General features: G+C 62.6%; 20 protein-coding genes. 12 read left to right on the top strand and 8 right to left on the bottom strand.

All coding sequences use genetic code 11. The annotated features are described in order from the left end of the window. Window positions 1–100: 100 nt before the first annotated feature. Entirely contained in the window at window positions 101–1,009 is a 909-nt protein-coding gene (locus tag LNV08_RS13875; RefSeq protein ID WP_263534310.1) for a LysR family transcriptional regulator, read from the bottom strand. A 299-nt stretch (window positions 1,010–1,308) separates the two neighbouring features. Between LNV08_RS13875 and LNV08_RS13870 the strand changes: the two genes are divergently transcribed. From LNV08_RS13870 to LNV08_RS13815, 12 genes are all read left to right on the top strand, one after another. After that, on the top strand, window positions 1,309–2,727 hold the full coding sequence (locus tag LNV08_RS13870) for a basic amino acid/polyamine antiporter (protein ID WP_263534309.1): 1,419 nt from the start codon (window positions 1,309–1,311) through the stop codon (window positions 2,725–2,727). Between the two features lie 34 nt (window positions 2,728–2,761). Next, complete coding sequence (locus LNV08_RS13865) at window positions 2,762–4,015, top strand: arginine deiminase (protein WP_263534308.1); 1,254 nt, start codon at window positions 2,762–2,764, stop codon at window positions 4,013–4,015. Between the two features lie 237 nt (window positions 4,016–4,252). Further along, window positions 4,253–5,374 (top strand): efflux RND transporter periplasmic adaptor subunit, encoded by a 1,122-nt coding sequence (locus tag LNV08_RS13860; RefSeq protein ID WP_263534307.1) that lies wholly within the window; start codon window positions 4,253–4,255, stop codon window positions 5,372–5,374. Further along, complete coding sequence (locus LNV08_RS13855; protein ID WP_263534306.1) at window positions 5,371–8,454, top strand: efflux RND transporter permease subunit; 3,084 nt, start codon at window positions 5,371–5,373, stop codon at window positions 8,452–8,454. Before LNV08_RS13860 ends, LNV08_RS13855 begins: the two co-directional genes overlap by 4 nt. 15 nt (window positions 8,455–8,469) lie before the next feature. Next, entirely contained in the window at window positions 8,470–9,096 is a 627-nt protein-coding gene (locus tag LNV08_RS13850; protein WP_263534305.1) for a hypothetical protein, read from the top strand. Further along, window positions 9,093–9,608 carry a Na+/H+ antiporter subunit E gene (locus LNV08_RS13845; RefSeq protein ID WP_263534304.1) on the top strand — a complete coding sequence of 172 codons (516 nt, stop codon included), beginning with the start codon at window positions 9,093–9,095 and terminating at the stop codon, window positions 9,606–9,608. The genes LNV08_RS13850 and LNV08_RS13845 overlap by 4 nt, the downstream gene beginning before the upstream one ends. Continuing rightward, window positions 9,601–9,897 (top strand): monovalent cation/H+ antiporter complex subunit F, encoded by a 297-nt coding sequence (locus LNV08_RS13840; RefSeq protein ID WP_263534303.1) that lies wholly within the window; start codon window positions 9,601–9,603, stop codon window positions 9,895–9,897. The genes LNV08_RS13845 and LNV08_RS13840 overlap by 8 nt, the downstream gene beginning before the upstream one ends. Beyond that, window positions 9,894–10,232 carry a cation:proton antiporter gene (locus LNV08_RS13835; RefSeq protein WP_263534302.1) on the top strand — a complete coding sequence of 113 codons (339 nt, stop codon included), beginning with the start codon at window positions 9,894–9,896 and terminating at the stop codon, window positions 10,230–10,232. The genes LNV08_RS13840 and LNV08_RS13835 overlap by 4 nt, the downstream gene beginning before the upstream one ends. Beyond that, window positions 10,229–11,167, top strand: coding sequence for a hydrogenase subunit MbhD domain-containing protein (locus tag LNV08_RS13830; RefSeq protein WP_263534301.1), 939 nt, complete (start codon window positions 10,229–10,231; stop codon window positions 11,165–11,167). Before LNV08_RS13835 ends, LNV08_RS13830 begins: the two co-directional genes overlap by 4 nt. After that, window positions 11,164–11,499: an NADH-quinone oxidoreductase subunit K gene (locus tag LNV08_RS13825; RefSeq protein ID WP_263534300.1), complete on the top strand. Its 336-nt coding sequence runs from the start codon at window positions 11,164–11,166 to the stop codon at window positions 11,497–11,499. Before LNV08_RS13830 ends, LNV08_RS13825 begins: the two co-directional genes overlap by 4 nt. Next, complete coding sequence (locus LNV08_RS13820; RefSeq protein ID WP_263534299.1) at window positions 11,499–13,208, top strand: complex I subunit 5 family protein; 1,710 nt, start codon at window positions 11,499–11,501, stop codon at window positions 13,206–13,208. The genes LNV08_RS13825 and LNV08_RS13820 overlap by 1 nt, the downstream gene beginning before the upstream one ends. Window positions 13,209–13,299: 91 nt before the next feature. Further along, a complete protein-coding gene (locus LNV08_RS13815) occupies window positions 13,300–14,736 on the top strand; it encodes an efflux transporter outer membrane subunit (RefSeq protein WP_263534298.1) in 1,437 nt (478 codons plus the stop codon). Window positions 14,737–14,742: 6 nt separating this feature from the next. Here LNV08_RS13815 and LNV08_RS13810 read toward each other — a convergent pair whose 3' ends face one another. The 7 genes from LNV08_RS13810 to LNV08_RS13785 form a co-directional block, all read right to left on the bottom strand. Further along, a complete protein-coding gene (locus LNV08_RS13810; protein ID WP_263534297.1) occupies window positions 14,743–16,209 on the bottom strand; it encodes an alpha/beta hydrolase in 1,467 nt (488 codons plus the stop codon). Window positions 16,210–16,415: 206 nt separating this feature from the next. Then, entirely contained in the window at window positions 16,416–16,817 is a 402-nt protein-coding gene (locus LNV08_RS13805) for a VOC family protein (RefSeq protein WP_263534296.1), read from the bottom strand. A gap of 86 nt (window positions 16,818–16,903) precedes the next feature. Beyond that, window positions 16,904–17,362: a DUF4124 domain-containing protein gene (locus LNV08_RS13800; protein ID WP_263534295.1), complete on the bottom strand. Its 459-nt coding sequence runs from the start codon at window positions 17,360–17,362 to the stop codon at window positions 16,904–16,906. Window positions 17,363–17,536: 174 nt separating this feature from the next. After that, window positions 17,537–17,854: a lysozyme inhibitor LprI family protein gene (locus LNV08_RS23185; RefSeq protein WP_414858746.1), complete on the bottom strand. Its 318-nt coding sequence runs from the start codon at window positions 17,852–17,854 to the stop codon at window positions 17,537–17,539. A gap of 178 nt (window positions 17,855–18,032) precedes the next feature. Continuing rightward, on the bottom strand, window positions 18,033–18,509 hold the full coding sequence (locus LNV08_RS13795; RefSeq protein ID WP_263534294.1) for a GNAT family N-acetyltransferase: 477 nt from the start codon (window positions 18,507–18,509) through the stop codon (window positions 18,033–18,035). A 45-nt stretch (window positions 18,510–18,554) separates the two neighbouring features. Further along, window positions 18,555–19,121, bottom strand: coding sequence for a nucleotidyltransferase family protein (locus LNV08_RS13790; RefSeq protein WP_263534293.1), 567 nt, complete (start codon window positions 19,119–19,121; stop codon window positions 18,555–18,557). Window positions 19,122–19,332: 211 nt separating this feature from the next. Next, complete coding sequence (locus LNV08_RS13785) at window positions 19,333–19,821, bottom strand: GNAT family N-acetyltransferase (protein ID WP_263534292.1); 489 nt, start codon at window positions 19,819–19,821, stop codon at window positions 19,333–19,335. Between the last annotated feature and the right edge of the window lie 32 nt (window positions 19,822–19,853).

The following is a 19,853-nucleotide window of genomic DNA, read 5'->3' as shown; positions in this document are numbered from 1 at the left end:
CAGCGATAACACAGCAGTTCGGCGCGCAGTCTACACGCGCGCAATGTCGGCGGGGACAAAAAACCAGTCCTCACCGATTCAAGGTTAGCCCAAACTCGACTCAGGGATAGACCGTTTGTGCAGCATCGCATTGCGCCTGCACATGCTCTAGCAGCTGTTGCGCCAGCGGGCTCAACTCACGTGCCCTTATCCATACTGCGGCCACGGGCTTCTCGGCGCAATGAAGGTTGATGGCCAGACGTGACAAGCGGTAACGCTTGTCGCCAAACTCGAAGCGCGAGCGCATGCCGAAGGACAGCATGCCGCCATGCTGAGCCAGGCCGACCTGCACCGGCACCGAGTAGGCCTCCACAGCAGCACGTGGCATCGCCAAGCCCTGCTCAGCCAGGCTGCGAAGCACGAACTCATAGAAGACACAGTCCGGCGGCGGCAACACCCAGCGCTGCTCCAGCAACTCGGGCCAGCACAGGCTCTGACGTTTGGCCAAAGGGTGATCCGCTCCGGCCATCACCATCAAGCGCTCTTCGAAAAGCGTCTGCGCCTGCAGGTCCACATCGAGCTCGAACAGCGAAAGCCGCAACAGCGCCAGCTCAATATCGCCTCTGCGCAGACGCTCCAGCAATTCGGCCTCGCGTGCCTCGACCACGGTCACCGCACTATGGGGCTGCGCCGCGCACAGGCGCTTGATGGCCACCGGCAAAAACGGGATGGCCGGCATGGGCACTGTGCCAATGCGCAAGGTGCCGGTAGCGCCGCTGCTCAGGCTGGCCAGATCTTGCGCCGCGTGGCGCAGCTCTTCAAAAACGGCCATCGCGCGCGGGGCGAAGCTCAGACCATAGGCGGTCGGCTCGACCCCACTGGCCTGACGCTCGAACAGCTTGACGCCCAGCATCTGCTCCAGCCCGGCGATCGACTTGGTCACCGCCGGCTGCGTCAAGTGCACCGCCGCAGCCGCCTTGTGAAAACTGCGCAACTGGAACACGGCCAGGAACACGCGCAGCTCGCTCATCTTCAAGTGTCGAGGCAAACGATGAATCAGATGATTACTTGGCGACATAGGTGAATGAGCAAAGAGTCACTTCATTCTAGGGGGTACCCCGGGTTAACCCAAGATGCACGCAGCTGGAAAGTTATCTCACAATGAATTTCCGGAATCACAAGTCTGCTTTCATGCGGAAAAGCTGGCAGATACTGCGCCGAGCTGGTGTGCGCTGCGCTGCGATTGAGCGTTAGTTGATCTGCAGCAAGACGCCCTGGCGAGAAGCAGGGTTGACCTGAATCAAATCAATATCAAAAAGGACGAGAGACATGGCTGAACAAAAGATGTCACGCATGGGCTTGACGGCCATGGTGGTGGGGGGAATGGTGGGCGCGGGCATCTTCTCGCTGCCGCGCACCTTTGCCAACGCCACCGGGCCGCTGGGTGCCTTGATCGCTTGGGTGATCGCCGGCACCGGCATGTATATGCTGGCCCGCGTGTTCCAGGCCTTGGCCGAGCGCAAGCCCGAGATCGACGCCGGTGTTTATGCCTATGCCCGCGAAGGCTTTGGCGATTACCCGGGCTTCTTGTCAGCCTTCGGTTACTGGATCGGCAGTTGCATCGGCAACGTGTCTTATTGGGTTCTGATCAAGTCAACGCTGGGCGCCTTCTTCCCGATCTTCGGTGACGGCAATACGGCGGTCGCGATCGCCGTGGCCTCCATGGGCATCTGGGCTTTTCACTTCCTGATTCTGCGCGGTGTGCAGCAAGCGGCCTTCATCAACAGCATCGTCACGGTGGCCAAGGTGATCCCGATCGGCATCTTCATCGTGATCATGTTCTTCTCCTTCAAGATGGACCTGTTCAGCTTCAACTTGTACGGCGGCGACCTCACCACCGGCTTGTTCGATCAGGTCAAGGCGACCATGTTGGTGACGGTGTTTGTGTTCATCGGCATCGAAGGCGCCAGCGTCTATTCGCGCTTTGCCAAGGACCGTGCCGACGTCGGCAAGGCCACCATTCTGGGCTTCATCAGCGTGACCTGCCTGATGGTCTTGGTTTCGCTGCTGCCTTATGCGGTGATGCAGCGCGCCGAGATCGCCGGCATGCGTCAGCCTTCGATGGCGGGCGTGCTGGAGTCGGTGGTCGGCCCCTGGGGCGCCATCTTCGTCAGCGTCGGCCTGCTGGTCTCGGTGCTGGGCGCCTACCTGGCCTGGGCCTTGATCTGCGCCGAGGTGATGTTCGCGGCAGGCAAGTCCAAAGACATGCCCAAGGCCTTCGCCAAGGTCAATGCCAATAATGTGCCGGTGACGGCGCTGTGGGTCACCAGCGGCGTGATCCAGCTGATCGTGATCACCACCTACTGGTCACGTGACGCCTTCTCGCTGATGCTCAACCTGACCAGCGCGACGACGCTGATCCCCTACCTGTTCGTGGCCGCCTACGGCTTGATGATCGCCAAGCGGGGCGAGACCTATCAGGTGCGGCCGGAGGAGCGCCAGCGCGACTTGATTCTGTCCACCCTGGCGGTGCTCTACACCTTGTTCATGATTTACGCCGGCGGCCTGAAATTCATCGTGCTGTCAGCAGTGTTGTTTGCGCCGGGCACCGTGCTCTACTTCATCGCGCGGCGCGAACAAGGCAAACCGGTGTTCGTCAAGACATCGGATTGGGTCACCTTCGGCGTCATCGTCGCAGCGGCCATCTACGGCGTTTACGGTCTGGCCACCGGCGCCGTAGCAATTTAAGCAGTGAGCTAACTAATTACCAACGGAGATCATCATGACAACTGCAAGTGAAGTGAAGTTCGGCGTCCATTCGGAAGTCGGCCAACTGCGCAAGGTAATGGTGTGTGCGCCAGGCCGCGCACATGCGCGCCTGACACCGTCCAATTGCGATTCCCTTTTGTTCGACGACGTGCTGTGGGTGGAGAACGCCAAGCGCGACCACTTCGACTTCGTCAGCAAGATGCGCGACCGCGGCATCGAAGTGCTGGAAATGCACAATCTGCTGGCCGAGACCCTGGCCGTGCCCGAAGGCAAGAAGTGGATTCTGGACAACCAGGTCGTGCCCAACCAGATCGGCCTGGGCTTTGTCAACGAGTTGCGCGGCTACCTGGAAGGCCTGGACAACCGCACGCTGGCCGAGACCCTGATTGGCGGCCTGTCGACGAACGAGTTCCCCGAGTCGGTGGGCGGCGCGGCCTTCTCGGTCGTGCGCGATGCGGCCGGCGTCACCGAGTACCTGTTGGCGCCCTTGCCTAACACCCTGTACACACGGGACACAACCTGCTGGATCTACGGCGGCGTGACGCTCAACCCGCTGTACTGGCCGGCTCGCCATGAGGAAACCATCCTCACCACGGCGATCTACAAATTCCACCCCGACTTTGGCGGCAAGGTGAATGTCTGGTGGGGCGATCCGACCGAAGACCACGGGCTGGCCACGCTGGAAGGCGGCGACGTGATGCCTATCGGCAAGGGCAATGTCTTGATCGGCATGAGCGAGCGCACCTCGCGCCAGGCCATCAGCCAACTCGCCGCGACCTTGTTCAAGAAGGGTGCGGCCGAGCGCGTGATCGTGGCGGCGATGCCCAAGATTCGTGCCGCCATGCACCTGGACACGGTGTTTACCTTCGCCGACCGCGACTGCGTGCTGGTGGCGCCGGACTTCATGAACCAGACCCGCACCTTCTCCTATCGCCCAAGCGATCACCCAAGCGGCATCGAGCTGCACGCGGAGAACAAGCCTTTTGTGGACGTGGTGGCCGAATCTCTGGGCCTGAAGAAGCTGCGCGTGGTCGAGGCCGGCGGCACCGACTACCAGCGCGAGCGTACGCAGTGGGACAGCGGCGCCAACTTGGTCTGCGCTGCCCCCGGCGTCGTCTATGCCTATGACCGAAACACCTATACCAACACGGCGCTGCGCAAAGAAGGCATTGAAGTCATCACCATCGTCGGCGCCGAACTCGGCCGCGGACGTGGCGGCGGCCATTGCATGACCTGCCCAATCGTGCGCGACGCGGTCGATTTCTAAACCGACCCGACACACGACGCCCGCCACTCACCGCTCGCCAAGACTGGGGGCGGCGGGCAGCGGGCGCTACTGTTTCTTGAGGCCTCGCCGGCACCACTTTGGGGCCAAGAGGCCGTCACAAAGCCTGCCTACAATCCGCCTGGCTTTTTGAGCCCTGGATCCTTGGTCCATTGAGTAATTCCTTATTTGTCGCCATGCGGCGTGCAAACTAACCGCAGCCTTGATCGGAACCGCCTCGTGTCTGATAACTTCATCACTCTGCGTGCCCCGCGCCGCCCTTCGCTCAGGGTTGGCACCGCCCTGATGTCCCTGATTGCGCTGGCCGCCCTGAGCGCCTGCAATCGCACGACCGAAGCGCCGCCGCCCGAGATCCGCCCGGCCCGCGTGATGACGATAGACAAGTTGGCAAGCAGCGGCACGGTGGCCTTCACCGGCACGGTGCAGGCGCAGACCGAGATCAACCAATCCTTCCGCGTCGACGGCCGCATGATCGAGCGCACCGTGGACATCGGCGACAGCGTTCGCCCCGGTCAGCTGATTGCGCGCCTGGACCCGCAAAACGAAGAGAGCGGCCTGCAAGCGGCACGCGCCCAGCAAGCGGCCGCACGCGCGCAACTGGTCGAGGCCCGCAACAACCATGTGCGCATGCGCGATCTGGTCGCCGAAAGCGCCGTCTCGCGCGCACAGTTCGATCAGGCCGAGGCGCTCTTGAAGACCGCCGAGGCGCAGATTGAAGCCGCGCAAGCACAGGTCAATTTGGCCCAAAACCGCCTCAGCTATACCCGCCTGGTGTCCGACGTATCCGGCGTGGTGACCGCGCGTGGGCCGCAGCCGGGCGAGATCGTTTCGGCAGGCCGCATGATCATCCAGGTCGCGCGCGAGGGTGCGCGCGACGCGGTCTTCGACGTGCCCGGCCAGACCAAGGACGTGATGCCCAAGAGCCCGCAGATCACGGTCAGCATGAGCAATGACCCCAAGATCACCGCCAATGGCAAGGTGCGCGAAGTGGCACCGCGCGCCGACGCCGTCACCGGCACCTTCGCCGTGCGCGTGCGTTTGATTGACCCGCCGGCAGCCATGCGCCTGGGCAGCACCGTCACCGGCCGCATTCAGCTCGACGCAGTCGCGGGCGTGCAGATTCCATCGGCCGCCTTGGTGCGCGCCGAAGGCAAAACCGCCGTCTGGGTGGTCGAGCCCAAAGCCAACACGGTGTCGCTGCGCACGATCACGGTACGCAGCTCGGACGCCAGCACCGTCCAGGTGGCCAGCGGCTTGAGCGCCGGCGACATCATCGTCACCGCAGGCGTACAAGCGCTGCGTCCGGGCCAGAAGGTCCGTTTGCTCGAGACCAAATCGTGATCGGGCCGAATCTCTCCGAGTGGGCGCTGTCCAAGCGCTCGCTGGTCATCTTCATCATGCTGGTGTCCGTCATTGCCGGCACCTTTGCGTTCTTGCGCCTGGGGCGCGGCGAAGACCCGGCCATCACCATACGCACCATGGTGATAGGCGCAGGCTGGCCGGGTGCCACCGTCGATGAAACGCTCAAGCAGCTGACCGAGCGATTGGAGCGCAAGCTGCAAGAGACCAATCATCTGGACCGCATTCGCTCCTACACGACGGCCGGGCAAACGACCATCTTCGTTGACCTGAAGCAGTCAACGCCACCGGCCGCAATTGCGGATGTCTGGTACCAGGTGCGCAAGAACATCGGCGATATTCGCCACACCTTGCCTGCCGGCACTGCCGGTCCCTTCTTTAACGACGACTTCGGCGACACCTTCGGCATCATCTACGCCTTCACCGCCGATGGTTTCAACTTCCGCGAGCTGCGCGACCATGTCGAGGACGCCCGCTCGCGCCTGCTGCATGTGCCCGATGTCTCCAAGATTGAAGTACTGGGCGCACAAGACGAGCAGATCTTCATCGAGTTCTCGGCCGAAAAACTGGCCGGTCTGCGCCTGAATATCAGCAGCATTCTGGCGACCTTGCAGGCACAGAATATGGTGCGCCCCTCGGGCACGATACAGACCGAAAAAGAGCGCGTCTTCCTGCGAGTCAGCGGCGCCTTCGACTCCGAGGCCGACATCGAGGCGGTCAATATCGTCGCCGGTGAACGCATCTTCCGCCTGGGCGACATTGCCAAGGTGAGGCGCGGTTTTGTCGACCCACCGCAGCCGATGTTCCGCGTCAATGGCAAGCCCGCCATTGGCTTGGCGATCTCGATGCGCGATGCCGGCGACATCCTGACCTTGGGCAAGAATATTCGCACCGAAATGGCTGCGATCAGCAGCAATTTGCCGCATGGCATCGAGTCGACACTGGTGGCCGACCAGGCCGTGTCGGTCGATGTCGCGATCAGCGACTTCATGACCTCGCTGTGGCAGGCGATTGTGATCATCCTGGTCTGCAGCTTTGTCAGCTTAGGCATGAGGCCAGGCACTGTGGTGGCGCTGGCCATTCCCTTCACGCTGGCGATCGTGTTCGCCGTCATGGGCATCCTGCATATCGACCTGCACCGGATCTCGCTCGGCGCCTTGATCATTGCGCTGGCGCTCTTGGTGGACGACGCGATGACGACAGTGGACGCGATGATTCGCCGCCTCGGCGCCGGCGACACGCCGGACCAGGCCGCCACCTTTGCCTACCGCACTTTGGCCGCGCCGATGTTGATCGGCACCCTGGTGACCATCGCCAGCTTTGTCCCCATCGGTTTTGCGCAAAGTTCGGCCGGCGAGTACACCTTCTCGATTTTCTCGGTGGTCGGCATCGCGCTGATCGCGTCCTGGCTGGTGGCGGTGCTGTTCGCTCCGCTGATTGGCAAGGCCTTGCTGAAGCCGCCTAAAGCGGGGGAAGCTGTCGAAGCCGAGGCCAAGCCGAGCAAGTTGATGGATGGCTACAGCGCCTTCCTCGCCGGCGCCATCCGCATGAAGTGGGTAACCATAGGCCTGACGCTAGGCGCCTTCGTGCTCTCGCTGTTCCTGCTGCGCCTGGTGCCGCAACAATTCTTCCCGGCGTCTGATCGGCCCGAGCTGACCGTGGACATGACGCTGCGTCAGAACTCTTCGATCTACGCGACCGAGACGCAGGTCAAACGCCTGGAAGAAGTGCTGAAAGGCGACCCGGACGTTGACCATTACAGCAGCTATGTCGGGCGCGGCGCGATCCGTTTCATCCTGACCCTGAATGTGCAGCTGGCCGACCCCTTCTTTGGCCAGTTTGTGATCGTCACCAAGGACCTCGAAGCCCGCGAACGCCTGCGCACCAAGCTGGACAAGGTCTTGGCCGAGCAGTTCCCCGAGGTGATCGCGCGCGTCTCGCCGCTGGAGCTGGGCCCGCCGGTGGGCTGGCCGCTGCAATACCGGCTGACCGGGCCTGACAAGGACGAGGTACGCCGCCTGTCCTTGGAGTTAGCGCAAATCCTCGGCTCCGATCAGCGCACCCGCCATGTCAACTTCGACTGGATGGAGCCGGCGCGGCAATTGCACGTGACGGTCAACCAAGACCAGGCACGCCAACTCGGCATCAGCTCGGCCGCCATTGGCAATGTGCTCAACGCCGCCGTCACCGGCACCGCAGTGACACAGGTGCGCGACGACATCTACACGGTCAATGTGCTGGCCCGCGCCGTCGACAGCGAGCGCGCATCGTTCGACACCTTGCGCTCGCTGCAGGTACCCACGCCGAGCGGGCGCATGGTGCCGCTGAGCCAGTTCGCCACGCTGAGCGAAGAGCAGGAGTTCCCCTTGGTCTGGCGCCGCGATCGCCTGCCAACGCTGACCGTGCGGGCCGACGTGATGCCCGGCGGCAGCCCGGATGACGTGGTGACGAGCCTGGCGCCGAAGATCGCCGAGTTCTCGGCCAAACTGCCCGCGCAGTACCAGGTTGTGACCGGCGGCATGTATGAAGAAAGCAAGACCTCCAGCCAATCGGTGTTTGCGGTCGTGCCGCTGATGATTGGCCTGATGCTCTTCATCATGATGATCATGCTGGTGAGCTTCCGGCGCCTGGCGATGGTGGTGGCCATCATGCCGCTGGGTTTGATCGGTGTGGTGATGGCGCTGCTGGCCTTTAACCGACCGCTGGGCTTCGTCGCCATCCTCGGCGTGCTGGCCTTGATCGGCATGATTGCCAAGAACGCGGTGATTTTGATCGTGCAGATCGAGACCGACCGGGCCGAGGGCAAGGGCGTGTTGGAGGCGGTGATGGCCTCGGCCACCGGGCGCTTCCGGCCGATGATGCTGGCGGCGGCTTCAACCGTGCTGGGCCTGATCCCGATCGCGCCGACCGTGTTCTGGGGTCCGATGGCTTTTGCGATTATGGGCGGGCTGCTGGTGGCGACGCTGTTGACGCTGGTGCTGCTGCCGGTGGTCTATGTGGCGGTGTTCGGCAAAGAAAAGTCGGCCGTCGCTGCGCCGGCCAGCCAACCGGCATTGAAGTAATCCTCTTGAGAGCCCATGAGTGCCGACGCCTTGAAGTCTGTTGAGCCCCAAGCCCTGCCGCCCAGCAGTGGCCAGGGCGGCAACACGCTGGAGCTCTACCTGGGCGACACGCGCCAACTGTTCAATTCCATGGACCCGGCGCCCTTCCACAAGCGCGACCTGGACCCCAAGGCGGCCGATTACATCCTGGACTGGGCCCGCGAAGTACCCCCGGCGCAAACCCTGTCGCTGCTCGTGCATCTGGGCCAACGGTCCGGCGATGCAGATGCCGCTCAAATGCTGCGCGGCGCGATTCACGACTACTTTGCCCGGCGTGCCGTCACAACCCGCAAGAAGGTGCGCCAACTGCTGCGCACCGGGCGCATCAGCCTGCTGATCGGTCTGGCTTTTATGGGCTTGATGATGGTGCTCGGCGAAGCTGCCTACACCCATTTCAAGCATATTGGCTACGCGACTTTATTGAAAGAAAGTCTGGTGATTGGCGGCTGGGTGGCGCTGTGGCGCCCCGCCGAGATTTTCTTGCACGAATGGTGGCCCATGCTGGCCGAAGCTCGGCTGTTTGACCGCATCAGTCGCATCCAGGTGCAGCTCAAGAGTGAGCCCATCGGCGAGGGCAAAGCCTTGGAGGCTGGGCTCGCATGAACCAGCTCGCGCCGCCAGCCCCTGCGTCCAAAGCAAGCGCCGCGCTGGCTCGCGGCTTGGTCTATTACGGCTTTTGGCTGCTGCTCTTGCCCAGCGCCAAGCCCGCCGATTTGATCCTGGGCGCACTCAGCGCTGGGGCCGCAAGCTGGCTCAGCATCTATCTCTTGCCGCCGGCCGCCGGCGGCATCCGCTTGGGCGCGCTGCTGCAGCTGCTGCCGCATTTTCTGTGGGAATCGGTACGCGGCGGCTGGGATGTGGCCCGGCGCGCCTTTGCTCCGAGCATGCCGCTCAAGCCCGGCTTGGTGGAATGCCCGATGAGCTTCGCCCCCGGGCTGGCGCGCAACACCTTTGCCTCCATCACCAGCTTGATGCCGGGCACCCTGCCGGTGGCCGATTGCGATGGCGGCCTGCTCTATCACTGCCTGGACACTGACCAGCCGGTGGTCGAACAACTGTGCGCCGAACAGCGTCTGCTGGCGCGCGCCTTTGTCGAAGGCCAAGCACATGGCTGAATTCTTGTTGGCCGCCGCCGCCTTTGTGGTGCTGACCGTGGCACTGGGCATGTTGCGCGTGATGCGCGGGCCGGGCGATGCAGAGCGCTTGATGGCCGCGCAACTGCTGGGCACCGGCGGTGTGGCGGCACTGCTCTTGCTGGGCGTGGCCAGCGCCGAGAGCGCAAGCCTGGATGTCGCCCTGACCCTGGCCTTGCTGGCGGCCTTTGCCGGATTTGCCTTCGTCAAGGCCCAGTCCTCGGCGGCCCAAGAGGATCAAACGCCTGGTCAACATGAGGATAGGCCATGAGAGCCGCCCTCGACGTTTTCACCGTGCTGGCCGTGACGGCGGGCTTGTTCTTCTTTCTCGCCGGCACCGTCGGCTTGTTGCGTTTCCCCGATTCATTGACTCGCCTGCACGCGCTGACCAAGGCCGACAACCTGGGCTTGGGCTTGGTCGCCCTGGGGCTGATGCCGCAAGTGGACGGCATCGCGGCCATGCTCAAGCTCTTTTGCATCTGGCTGCTGATGCTGCTGTCCAGCGCCACCGTCTCTCAGCTGATCGCTAATGGCCTGCACCGCAGCCTGAAGAAAGAGGGCAAAGAGGCCAAAGAGGCCAGCAACGACGAGGCCCGGCGGCCATGATGGACGTGCTGAACCTGATGCTGGTGGCGCTGCTGCTGGGCTTGGCCGTTTGGACGGTCGTGTCGCGCGGGGCCTTCGCTGCGGTGGCCGGCTTCATCGCCTATGGCCTGCTCTTGACTCTGGTGTGGGTGCAGTTGCATGGCATTGATGTCGCGCTGACCGAAGCAGCGATAGGCGGCGGCCTGACCGGCGCGCTGCTGATCAACGCGGCCAAGCGCCTGCGCCACACCGAGGCTGCTGCCCGGGCGGAAAGCGCCTCGGCCGCTACGCGCGGGCTCGCCTTGCTTGTTTCGATCGGGCTCACCGTTGCGCTGGCTTTGGGCGTGCTGTCCCTGCCCGACCCTGCCCCTTCGTTGGCGGCCGAGGTCGCCGCCAAAATGGGCGCGACTGAGGTCGGCAACCCCATCACCGCCGTGCTCTTGGGCTTTCGGGCGATGGACACGCTGCTAGAAGCGATCGTGCTGCTGTTCGCCTTGATCGGCGTGTGGTCCTTGACGCCGGACGAATACTGGGGCGGCCGGCCGGGTCTGCGGCAAAGCGCCGAGCCCAACGGTCTGCTGGCCTATGCCGCGCGCCTGCTGCCGCCGCTGGGCCTGGTGATCGGTGCCTATATTTTCTGGATCGGCGCCGACCACCCCGGCGGCAAATTCCAGGGCGCCACGCTGATGGCGGCGATGTGGCTGCTGGTCTTGATGGCGGGCTTGGCCGATGCGCCGCCGATCAGCCGGCGCTGGCTGCGCGCGCTCTTGGTGGCCGGGCCCTTGATCTTCATCGGCGTCGGCGTGTTGGGCGCTGTCTCGGCGGGCGCCTTTCTGGCCTACCCGGTCGGCTCGGCCAAGCCGCTGATCCTGGTGATCGAGTTCGCGCTGATGCCGACCTTGACCCTGATCCTGGCCTTGATGTTGCTCGGCGCGGCGCAAAGGGATGAGACATGAATGCGGCCACTTTGTTCGGCCTCTGCGCCGCGCTGTTGATCGGTATCGGCGTTTATGGCCTGATCGTCAACCCGCATCCGCTGCGCAAGATCCTCGCCTTCAACATCATCGGCAGCGGCGTGTTCTTGCTCTTCGGGGCGATTGCGCGGCGCGGTGCCGGCGCCGGCTTTGGGGGCGACCCGGTCCCGCAGGCCTTGCTGATCACCGGCATCGTCGTGGCCTTTGCGGCCACCGCGCTGGCCGTCGCGCTGCTGCTGCGCTTGTTCGATGCAAGCGGCTCGGTCACGCTCGCCAATGAGCCGCCGCCCCAACACAAGGACGGGTTGAACTGATGGCGACGACGCTGGGAGGCTACTTGCTGGTGTTGGCCGTGTTGGGGCCATTTACGGGCGTGCTGATAGGCCTGCTCCTGGGCGGGCGCCATGCGCAGCGCGTGGCCTCACTGACCCTGCTCGCGGGCCTGGGCTGCGCGGTAGCAATTCTGCTGAGCTGGCTGGAGAGCGGCGCGCCGCTGGTCTATCTGCTGGGCGGCTGGTCGCCACCCCTGGGCATTGCGCTGCGTGCCGACGGCATCTCGGTCGCCATGATCTTGGCCGTTAGCGTGGTGATCTGCGGCATCGCGCTGTATGCGAGGGCGGACTTCGGCCTGCCCTCGGGGGCCGCTGAGAAGCGCGCGCCGCTGATCTTCTGGCTGCTCTTGATGGCGATCTGGGGCTCGCTCAATCTGGTCTTCGTCAGCGGCGATCTGTTCACGCTTTATGTCGCGCTGGAGTTGCTGACCTTTGCCGGCGTGCCGCTGGTCTGCCTGGACGGCAAGGCCGAGACGCTGCGCGCCGCGCTGCGCTATTTGCTCTTCGCGCTGGCCGGCTCGGTGCTGTATCTCTTGGGCGCGGTGCTGATCTACGGCGGCTACGGCACGCTCGACATCACGCTGCTGGGTCAGACGGTTAGGCCGGAGCCGATTGCCTGGGCCGCAGCCGCCCTGATGACGGTTGGCCTCTTGGCCAAGACCGCGCTGTTCCCGCTGCATATCTGGCTGCCGCCTGCGCATGCCGGCGCCCCGGCCGCTGCCAGCGCCATGCTGTCGGCCCTGGTCATCAAGGGCTCCTGGTTCCTGGTCGTGCGCCTGTGGTTTGACGTGATGCCGGCGGTCATCACCCTGCCCTCTGCCCAAGTCTTGGCCGCCCTGGGCGCGTCGGCCATCGTCGTCGGCAGCGTGGTCGCGCTGCGCCAGCAAAGGCTGAAGCTGCTGGTCGCCTATTCCACCATCGCACAGATCGGCTACTTGTTCCTGATGTTCCCACTCGCTTTCGACGCGGCCACCGGCATGCTGGTGCATGGCGCGGTGCTCACCGGCGGGCTCTTGCAAGCGATCTCGCACGCCACCGCCAAAGCCGGCATGTTCATGGCGGCTGGTTTGATCTACGCCGCGCTCGGCCATGACCGCATCAACGATCTGGCCGGCCTGGCCCGCGCCTTGCCCCTGACCGTCCTGACCTTCGCGATCTCGGGACTGGCCTTGATGGGCGTGGTGCCCAGCGGCGCCTATCTGGCCAAGAAGCTGTTGCTGGACGCAGCCGACGCCTCTGGCCAATGGTGGTGGACGGCGGTACTGCAATGCGGGGCGATGTTCACCGCCGGCTATGTGGTCTTGATCTTGAGTCGTGCCCTGCGCCGCCCGGCCACACCCTTGGTCCTCGTGAAGCAAGTGTCGCGCCTGTCCGAATTGGCGGCGCTGTCCTTGGCCTTGTGCTCGCTTTTGCTGGCCGGCTTGGCCCTGGTCGGCTCGCCCGCTAGCAACTTGTCGCCGGATTTGATCAAAAACCCGCTCGCGCTCAAAGAACTGGGCAATACCTTGCTGGTGTTGGCGGTAGGTGCACTGCTGGCCTGGGGCTTTGCCCCCGGCGCGGTGTTCAGCAGCCTGGGCAAAGGCTTTGAAAACCTGGATGCCTGGCTGCGCCGCTGGGCCACCGCCAGCCTGGCGATGCTGAGCCTGGCTGGCCTGTTTGGCTGGCTGATGATCCGCGAGGTGCTGCGGTGAACCAAGCCCTGACGCCCCGCTTGAATTCGGCGGCAGCCTCTGCTTTTGCTTTTGCCTCTGGCGACAAGATCCCTCGAAGGAAATGAGAAAAATGAAACTGCCTTTGTTCACCGCCTTGCTGGCCGCCGGCCTTACCGGTTGCGTGGTCGGCCCCAACTATGTGCGACCCACGGTGGAAGCGCCCGCCGCATGGCGCATCGACTACCCCAAGGCAGCCGATGTGGCCAACCTCAATTGGTGGGAGCAATTCGGCGACCCGGTACTGAACGAGTTGGTGGAAACCGCGCTGCGCGATAACCGCGACCTGCGCGTCGCCGCTGCGCGGGTTGATCAGTTCATGGGTGCGCTGACAGCCACCGGCTCGCAGCTCTACCCGCAAATCGGCTATGGCGGTGACGCCGCCCGCAACTACGCCAGCACCGTCGCGATGCCGCCGCTACCCGCCGGTGCGGACCGTTATTTCTCGCTCTACAAGATGTCGCTCGGCGCGGCCTGGCAGACCGATCTGTTCGGCCGCGTGAGGCGCCTCAATGAAGCTGCTCAAGCGCAGGTTTATGCCAGTGAGCAAGGCCAGCGCGGCGTGGTGCTGTCTTTGGTGTCCGGGGTCGCGGCGAGTTATATCGCCCTGCGCGCCTTGGACCGCCAGTTGGAGATTGCCCAGGCCAGCTTGCGCAACTTCGAGGCCACGCTGAGGGTGTTTGAGCTGCGCTACAAGGCCGGCATCGTGGCAATGACCGAGGTCACGCAGATCCGCTCACAAGTGCAACAAGCGCGCGCCGCCGTTCCGAACTTCGAGCAAGCCATCAGCGCGCAAGAAAACCTGATTTCTATCCTGCTCGGCCGCAACCCCGGGCCGATCGCGCGCGGCAAGCCCATCGATGCTTTGGTCGCCCCGCTGATTCCGGCCGACCTGCCCAGCGCGCTCTTGCAGCGCCGCCCTGACATCATGCAGGCCGAACAAAACCTGATCGCCGCCAATGCCAATATCGGCGCGGCGCGGGCGCTGTACTACCCGAATCTGTCGATCAGCGCCGCCCTGGCCAGCACCAGCACCGCCTTCGGCAGCTTGCTCAGCGGCCCAGCCGGCGCCGGCCAAGTGGCGGCCAGCCTGACCGGCCCCATCTTCACTTTCGGCGCCATAGAAGGCCAGGTCGCTTCGGCCGAAGCCGGGCAACGCGCGGCGCTGGCCGGCTATCAGCAGACCGTCTTGAATGCCTTCCGGGAAACCAATGACGCGCTCAGCGGCAGCCAAAAACGCCAGCAGGAATATGCGCTTCAGCGCGAACGGGTGGTGGCCCTGCGCGAGTTCGCGCGCCTCTCCAACCTTCGTTTTGACAAGGGCGTAACGGGTTATCTGGAGGTGCTCGTGGCCGAGAACGAGTTGTTCGCGGCAGAGCTCGCCTCGGTCGGCCTGCAAGCCGCCCGCTACGCACAAATCGTCAATGTCTATGGCGCCATGGGCGGCGGCTGGGTTGACAGCGCGGTCGCGATGGCGCCCAAGCCGCAAAGCAGCGCCAAGGCGCCCTGACTGAGCCTATTTCGCGGCCGGCAAACCCTTGAACCCCTCCGCGATCCGCTCGATCAGATAGGGGAAGAAGGGGTTGGCCGACATCCGTGACAGCGAATCCAAGCTGACGATCAAGGTGCCGCGCTCACCGCGCGTCGCCATCGAGCCCAGGTTGACGCCATATTCCTCGGGCTCGTCGGGCTGTAACCCGTAAAGCGAATCGTTCATCGGGAAGGTCAGCGCCAGATGCGAGAGCGAGAAGACTTGGCGCGGATAGAGCAGGCCCAAGGGTCGAACTTGCTCAGTCGTGGCGCCAGCCTCGGTGACGCGCTCCACCACCTCGGCATGGCGGGGACTCTCGTTGGTGATGATGGTGGCCCTGAACTTGCGCGGTGCGGCCGGCAACAGGCGCGTCACCACGGTATCTGTATTGGCTCGCATCAATGCACCGATCTTGGTGTTGCGGTTCACATCGAACAAGACCAGCTCGCTGCCATTGGCCGGCAAATTGACATAGAGCGCATCCACAATCGCGCGCGTGCTGACGGTGAAATCAACCACCGACTGGAAGGTCTGAACCGGCGCGATATGGGCCATCTTGCCATCGGCCACTGCGGCATTGATTTCTTGCTGCAAGCGGTTGGCCACCAGCGAAGACTGGCGCGCGCCATTGACCGGGAAGGAGTTGTACTTGAAGGGGTTGAACTCGGGCACCAGCCCCAGCCAAGCCGCCTTGGCAAAGCGCGGCAACAGCGCCGGCCAGCCCATCACACCGGCAAAGCGCGCCATCGCGGTGATGCCAATCATCGGCGCGATCAGCACGATGCGGTCGGGCCGCGCCAGCGACTTGTCGCCCAGCGCCTCCAGCGCATACTTCATCGCCAAAGCGCCGCCGTTGGAAAAACCGATCACGTGCAAGGGTGCACCCGGCCCCGCCAGGCGCTGCGCCTCGCGCACTGACAGCCGCGTTGCCGCCGTCCACTGCTCCCACTCAACCGTGGTCAAGCCACCCGGCACCGTGCCATGCCCGGGCATGCGCGCGGCCACCGCAACAAAGCCCGCCTCCTGGTAGCGCCGCGCGATATGCCGCAAGCTGTAAGGCGAGTCAGTCAGGCCATGCAGCAACACCACCGCGCCGACCGGTTTGCCTTCGGGCTGCATCACATAGGAGCGATTCCAGTCGGTGGCGAATTTGCCGGGGTAGATAGGGCTGTTGGCGTCATAGCGATTGCTCTCGATACGAGCCTCAGGGCCAAGCTTGTCGGTCACCTCGCTGCGCACCTCGGCAAAGGCCTGCGCCTCCGCCGCCAGGAACTGCTTCCAATCGGCCTTATCCAACTCGGCCGCCGACAACTCATGCGGCACAAAGGTATGCCAAAGCTCCAGATCAGGCCCGCGCTGCGCATCAAAAGCGCGCACCGCCAGCAGCGTGATACCGCCCACCAGAGCGATCACCACACTCCACTTCAACAAGCCTAGAGCTTTCGACACCATCGTATAGATCTCCCCGCGCAGCGGCATGAGCAGCAGTGGAAGCTGACTGTTTGCCCGCTGCTAGAAGCCGATTGTATGGGCTGTTAGTTGGCTGTTAGTTCGCTGTTAGTGGCCTGCCGGCGCGGCTAAAAGGCACGCCTCCCTCGCAAAGAAATAGAGCACCCGGGCAGCAGACGAGGCGCTCCACCGGTGACTCAACGTTTGAGCTAAGCGACTGTCCTCGCCTCTGAGCCAGAACGCTTCTCTTCCATGAGGGCGACCAAATTGCCATCAGGGTCGCGGAGGAAGCCCATCCATAAATCATGATCAGGCATTTTTGAGACGAACTGTGGCGGCCTTTCAGACACTGAACCACGGGCAACTATTGCGGCATGGGTACTCTCTATATCGGTCGTTTTGAAATAGAGAATTGAATTCGCTCCAATTGCCCCAGACCCTTGTGGTGTGGTGAGCATGATTCGAATCGATCCGTCAGATAGAAAGGCCAAACCTGGCCCAGCATTGAACAAGAACTTCAGGCCGAGGACATCCCGGTAGTAAGCAACGGATGCCTCGACATCGCTCACGGTGATGGCGATCTGGCCAATCATCTCAACTTGGTTAGTCATAGATCCTCCATGAGATGCCTAAGGTTCGAGCTGAGGGGCCACAGCCAGGTGGCGGAAGGCCGCTCGAGAGACTGGTTAAACCGCACTCAGCACCTCAGATTGTGGAATTTTTCTCTCGCGGCGAGCAGCTCTCGCTGGACTGTTGAAATCGTTTGAGGGGCTGCCGAACGTTCCTGCCCTTCAAGTTTCGGAATCAAGTTATCCAATCTTGCGCAATCGGCTTTGGCCGATGGCACCAGATTGAAGCGTTTGTGACGCGTTGCTCTTTGCTCAGGCGTCTCGTTGATGATGGGTCGAAGCGCATCCGCCATTAGCTCGTTGTGCTTCTCGCGTTGTACGTCATGGCCGATTCGTTCTTGACCAGTTGACTTGTTGATTCCACTTGTTGGCGCCACATCAACCTTCTTTCCACCGAGGCAGGGGGAATCAGAGTAGTGGACATTCTTGCCCTCCTCGCATTTATAAACCGTCCGTGATGGAGGCGGTAGGCTCTGGGCTGCTATGGATGACGCGGCGACAGCGAGGGTGACAACTGTGATTTTCATTGGCGGGGGACGGAGAGAACTGGCCCTGCGCGGCCTAACGTCGAAGCTGAGTGATCGCACCCAGCTGGCCGCGCGGAGCTGAAAATATACAGGCAGCGTAGCGCAGGCAGCTGGCGGAGGTCCACTCGAGTGCCAGGTTAGGCCGGCAACGGCAACAGCGTGCGAATACTGTTTTCACTGCAACCCTTGGAGGTGGCTCAACCTTAGGCGACCATGCTCCATTTTGCAGAATGCATGTTCCGCCGTCGCGCCCGTTCCACTGCCGAATGAGAGGCTTCTAAAGCTGCATTCGGCGTCTCGAAACTGCCGCCACTTGACTTGCGACGATGCAAAGGCCGGTTCGAGTCGAACCACTGGTTCATCAGCGTCCCGCTTGCGCAAAACGGCGTCAACTCGACTGACCTGAGCAGAAATGGCTTTATCCAATACCTCCACCTCTCTGCCCAAGCACAAATTCTTCTCAACGGTATTCGCTGCGTCCACACATGGCATGGGCTCGACGCCCTGCGCGTACGCAGAGGAAATTTGAAGGGCGACGCCAAACGCGAGAAGCGACTTCATGCAGGCCTAAAGTTGAAGCCGAGGGTCCACAGCCAGTTGGCCGCGCGGAGCTAAAAATATACAGGCAGGCTCGCGCGGCCAGTTGGCGGAGGTCCATTCGAGCACCAGCTTAGGCATCAGCGTCAAGCAGCCGCTCATAGCAAACACTGGTTGGGTCGTTGGCGTACTCGCCGAATGGGGGAATACGTTTGAATTCCATCGACTCATAGAGAAGCATCGCTGGCAGCTGCTTACTGCCGGTTTCGAGGACTAGCCGAATGTAGCCAAGCCGCTTGGCTTCGCCCACGAGATGCAAGAGCACTGCGCGAGCCAAACCCTGGCGCCGGTGCTCGCGATGGACATAGATCCGCCGGAGCTCGGCATCCGTCAGACTGAGTTGGCGCACTGATCCGCAAGCGAGCGGGCAACCGTCTATGTATGCAACGACGTAAACGCCGCGCTCAGAAAGGGGTTCGTTTGTGGCGGATTTGGTGGCGCCGGCAAATAGTTCCGGATACAAAGCGCGTGCGTCAACCGATGCCTCGTTAAGCAAGCTCAAGGCATCTGCGCCTTGCGGGTCGACATCTCGAATGACAAGGCTCTTCATGGATGCCTCACATTTGAGCTGGCGGAGGGCCACTCGAGCGAACGGTTAGGCGCCATGCTCTACCTCCCGCTCGTTCACGGTTAGCCAAGGCCAGCGTTGCCTGTAGCTTGCAACCTTGCGAACGAAGAGATCCGTTTGCGGAACCATAGGGTTGGCTGTGAGCGTGCCCGCGTATACGCCAGCTAGTCCATAGGGAGCGTGGCACTCCCTGGGCCTGACACCAACACAGGTTTCCTTAACGAGGAAGCGCTTGATGCCCTCCTCGGCCGAGCTGAGTGGGGTGTAAGGTTGCCCAAAGAAGTCGGGGTACCAGAGATGAACGCGGGCTTGGTTGGCAACTTCAACAGTAATACCAAGGTCCATGAGTACCGAATCCACGTGCCGCTGGGCCTGCTCCTCGCTCTCCTTGGTCAGGTCACCTGTGTCGAAGTAAAAGATGTCGTAGTCCTTGATGTTCTCACCGGCTTGCCTCGACGACTTTATATTCCAGATGGTCTGAAACAAGCAGCCTGCAACGAGCCACGAGTTCGGTAGCCCAAGGCGTTGCCAGCGAGACAAGATGGCTCGATTCGCCTGATTCGCGGTGACGTCTTCGAGAAAGGTGGTTTCCATGGCGCCTAACGTTTGAGCCAACTTGCCCGCGGCGGCAAGGCACCGAAGGGTCAGAATTAAATGAGGCCCGCAGCCGGTGTGACGTTGCAGGCCCGGTTGAGCGATGGGCTAACGTCGAATTTGAGCCGCTAGCGGCGGCTGGGCACGGAAGGCCCAGAATGAAATAGGGGCTTGAAGAGACCTGCCGTTGCGAGTCGGCTCGAAAGACCGGTTAGGCCTCACCTGCTGGCCTCGACCATCTGATGCGCAAGGGCGACACCACAGCATCCATCTCACCAGTTTCAGGCTCGATACCGACTTCTTCAAATCCAAGGCTTGAGTAAACACGTTTCGCCGCCTCGTTGTCTGGTTTATAGCAAATGTGGATGTTCCGCGCAGTGTCGTCTGCGCATATCTCCCGAAGGACGAACTCTAGAGCCTGCCGACCGTACCCGCGCCCTTGAAATCCCGCATCGATCATCAATCGCCAAATTTCATATGTGCCCGGTTCGCTATCACTTTCATCTGGCGTGCAGTACAAGACAAAGCCGATCACCCGCTCGTCACCGTAGATAGCATGGGTGCGAAGTGATGTATTCAGGCTGGCCTCGGCTATTGAATAGGAGTTGCTCGCGAGGTACTCGTATTGGTGATCAAGCAACCGAAGATCGACGACATCGTCTAAGTTCTCAAGCGTGATCTTTCTTAAACTGATCTTCATATGAGCATTGGTGCAGCGTGTGTTGTGACGCC

It is taken from the genome of Paucibacter sp. TC2R-5, assembly GCF_025717605.1.
In the GTDB taxonomy this organism is placed as follows: domain Bacteria; phylum Pseudomonadota; class Gammaproteobacteria; order Burkholderiales; family Burkholderiaceae_C; genus Paucibacter_A; species Paucibacter_A albus.
Note: the sequence above shows the minus strand (reverse complement) of the source record. Positions and strands in the feature narration are given on the sequence as shown.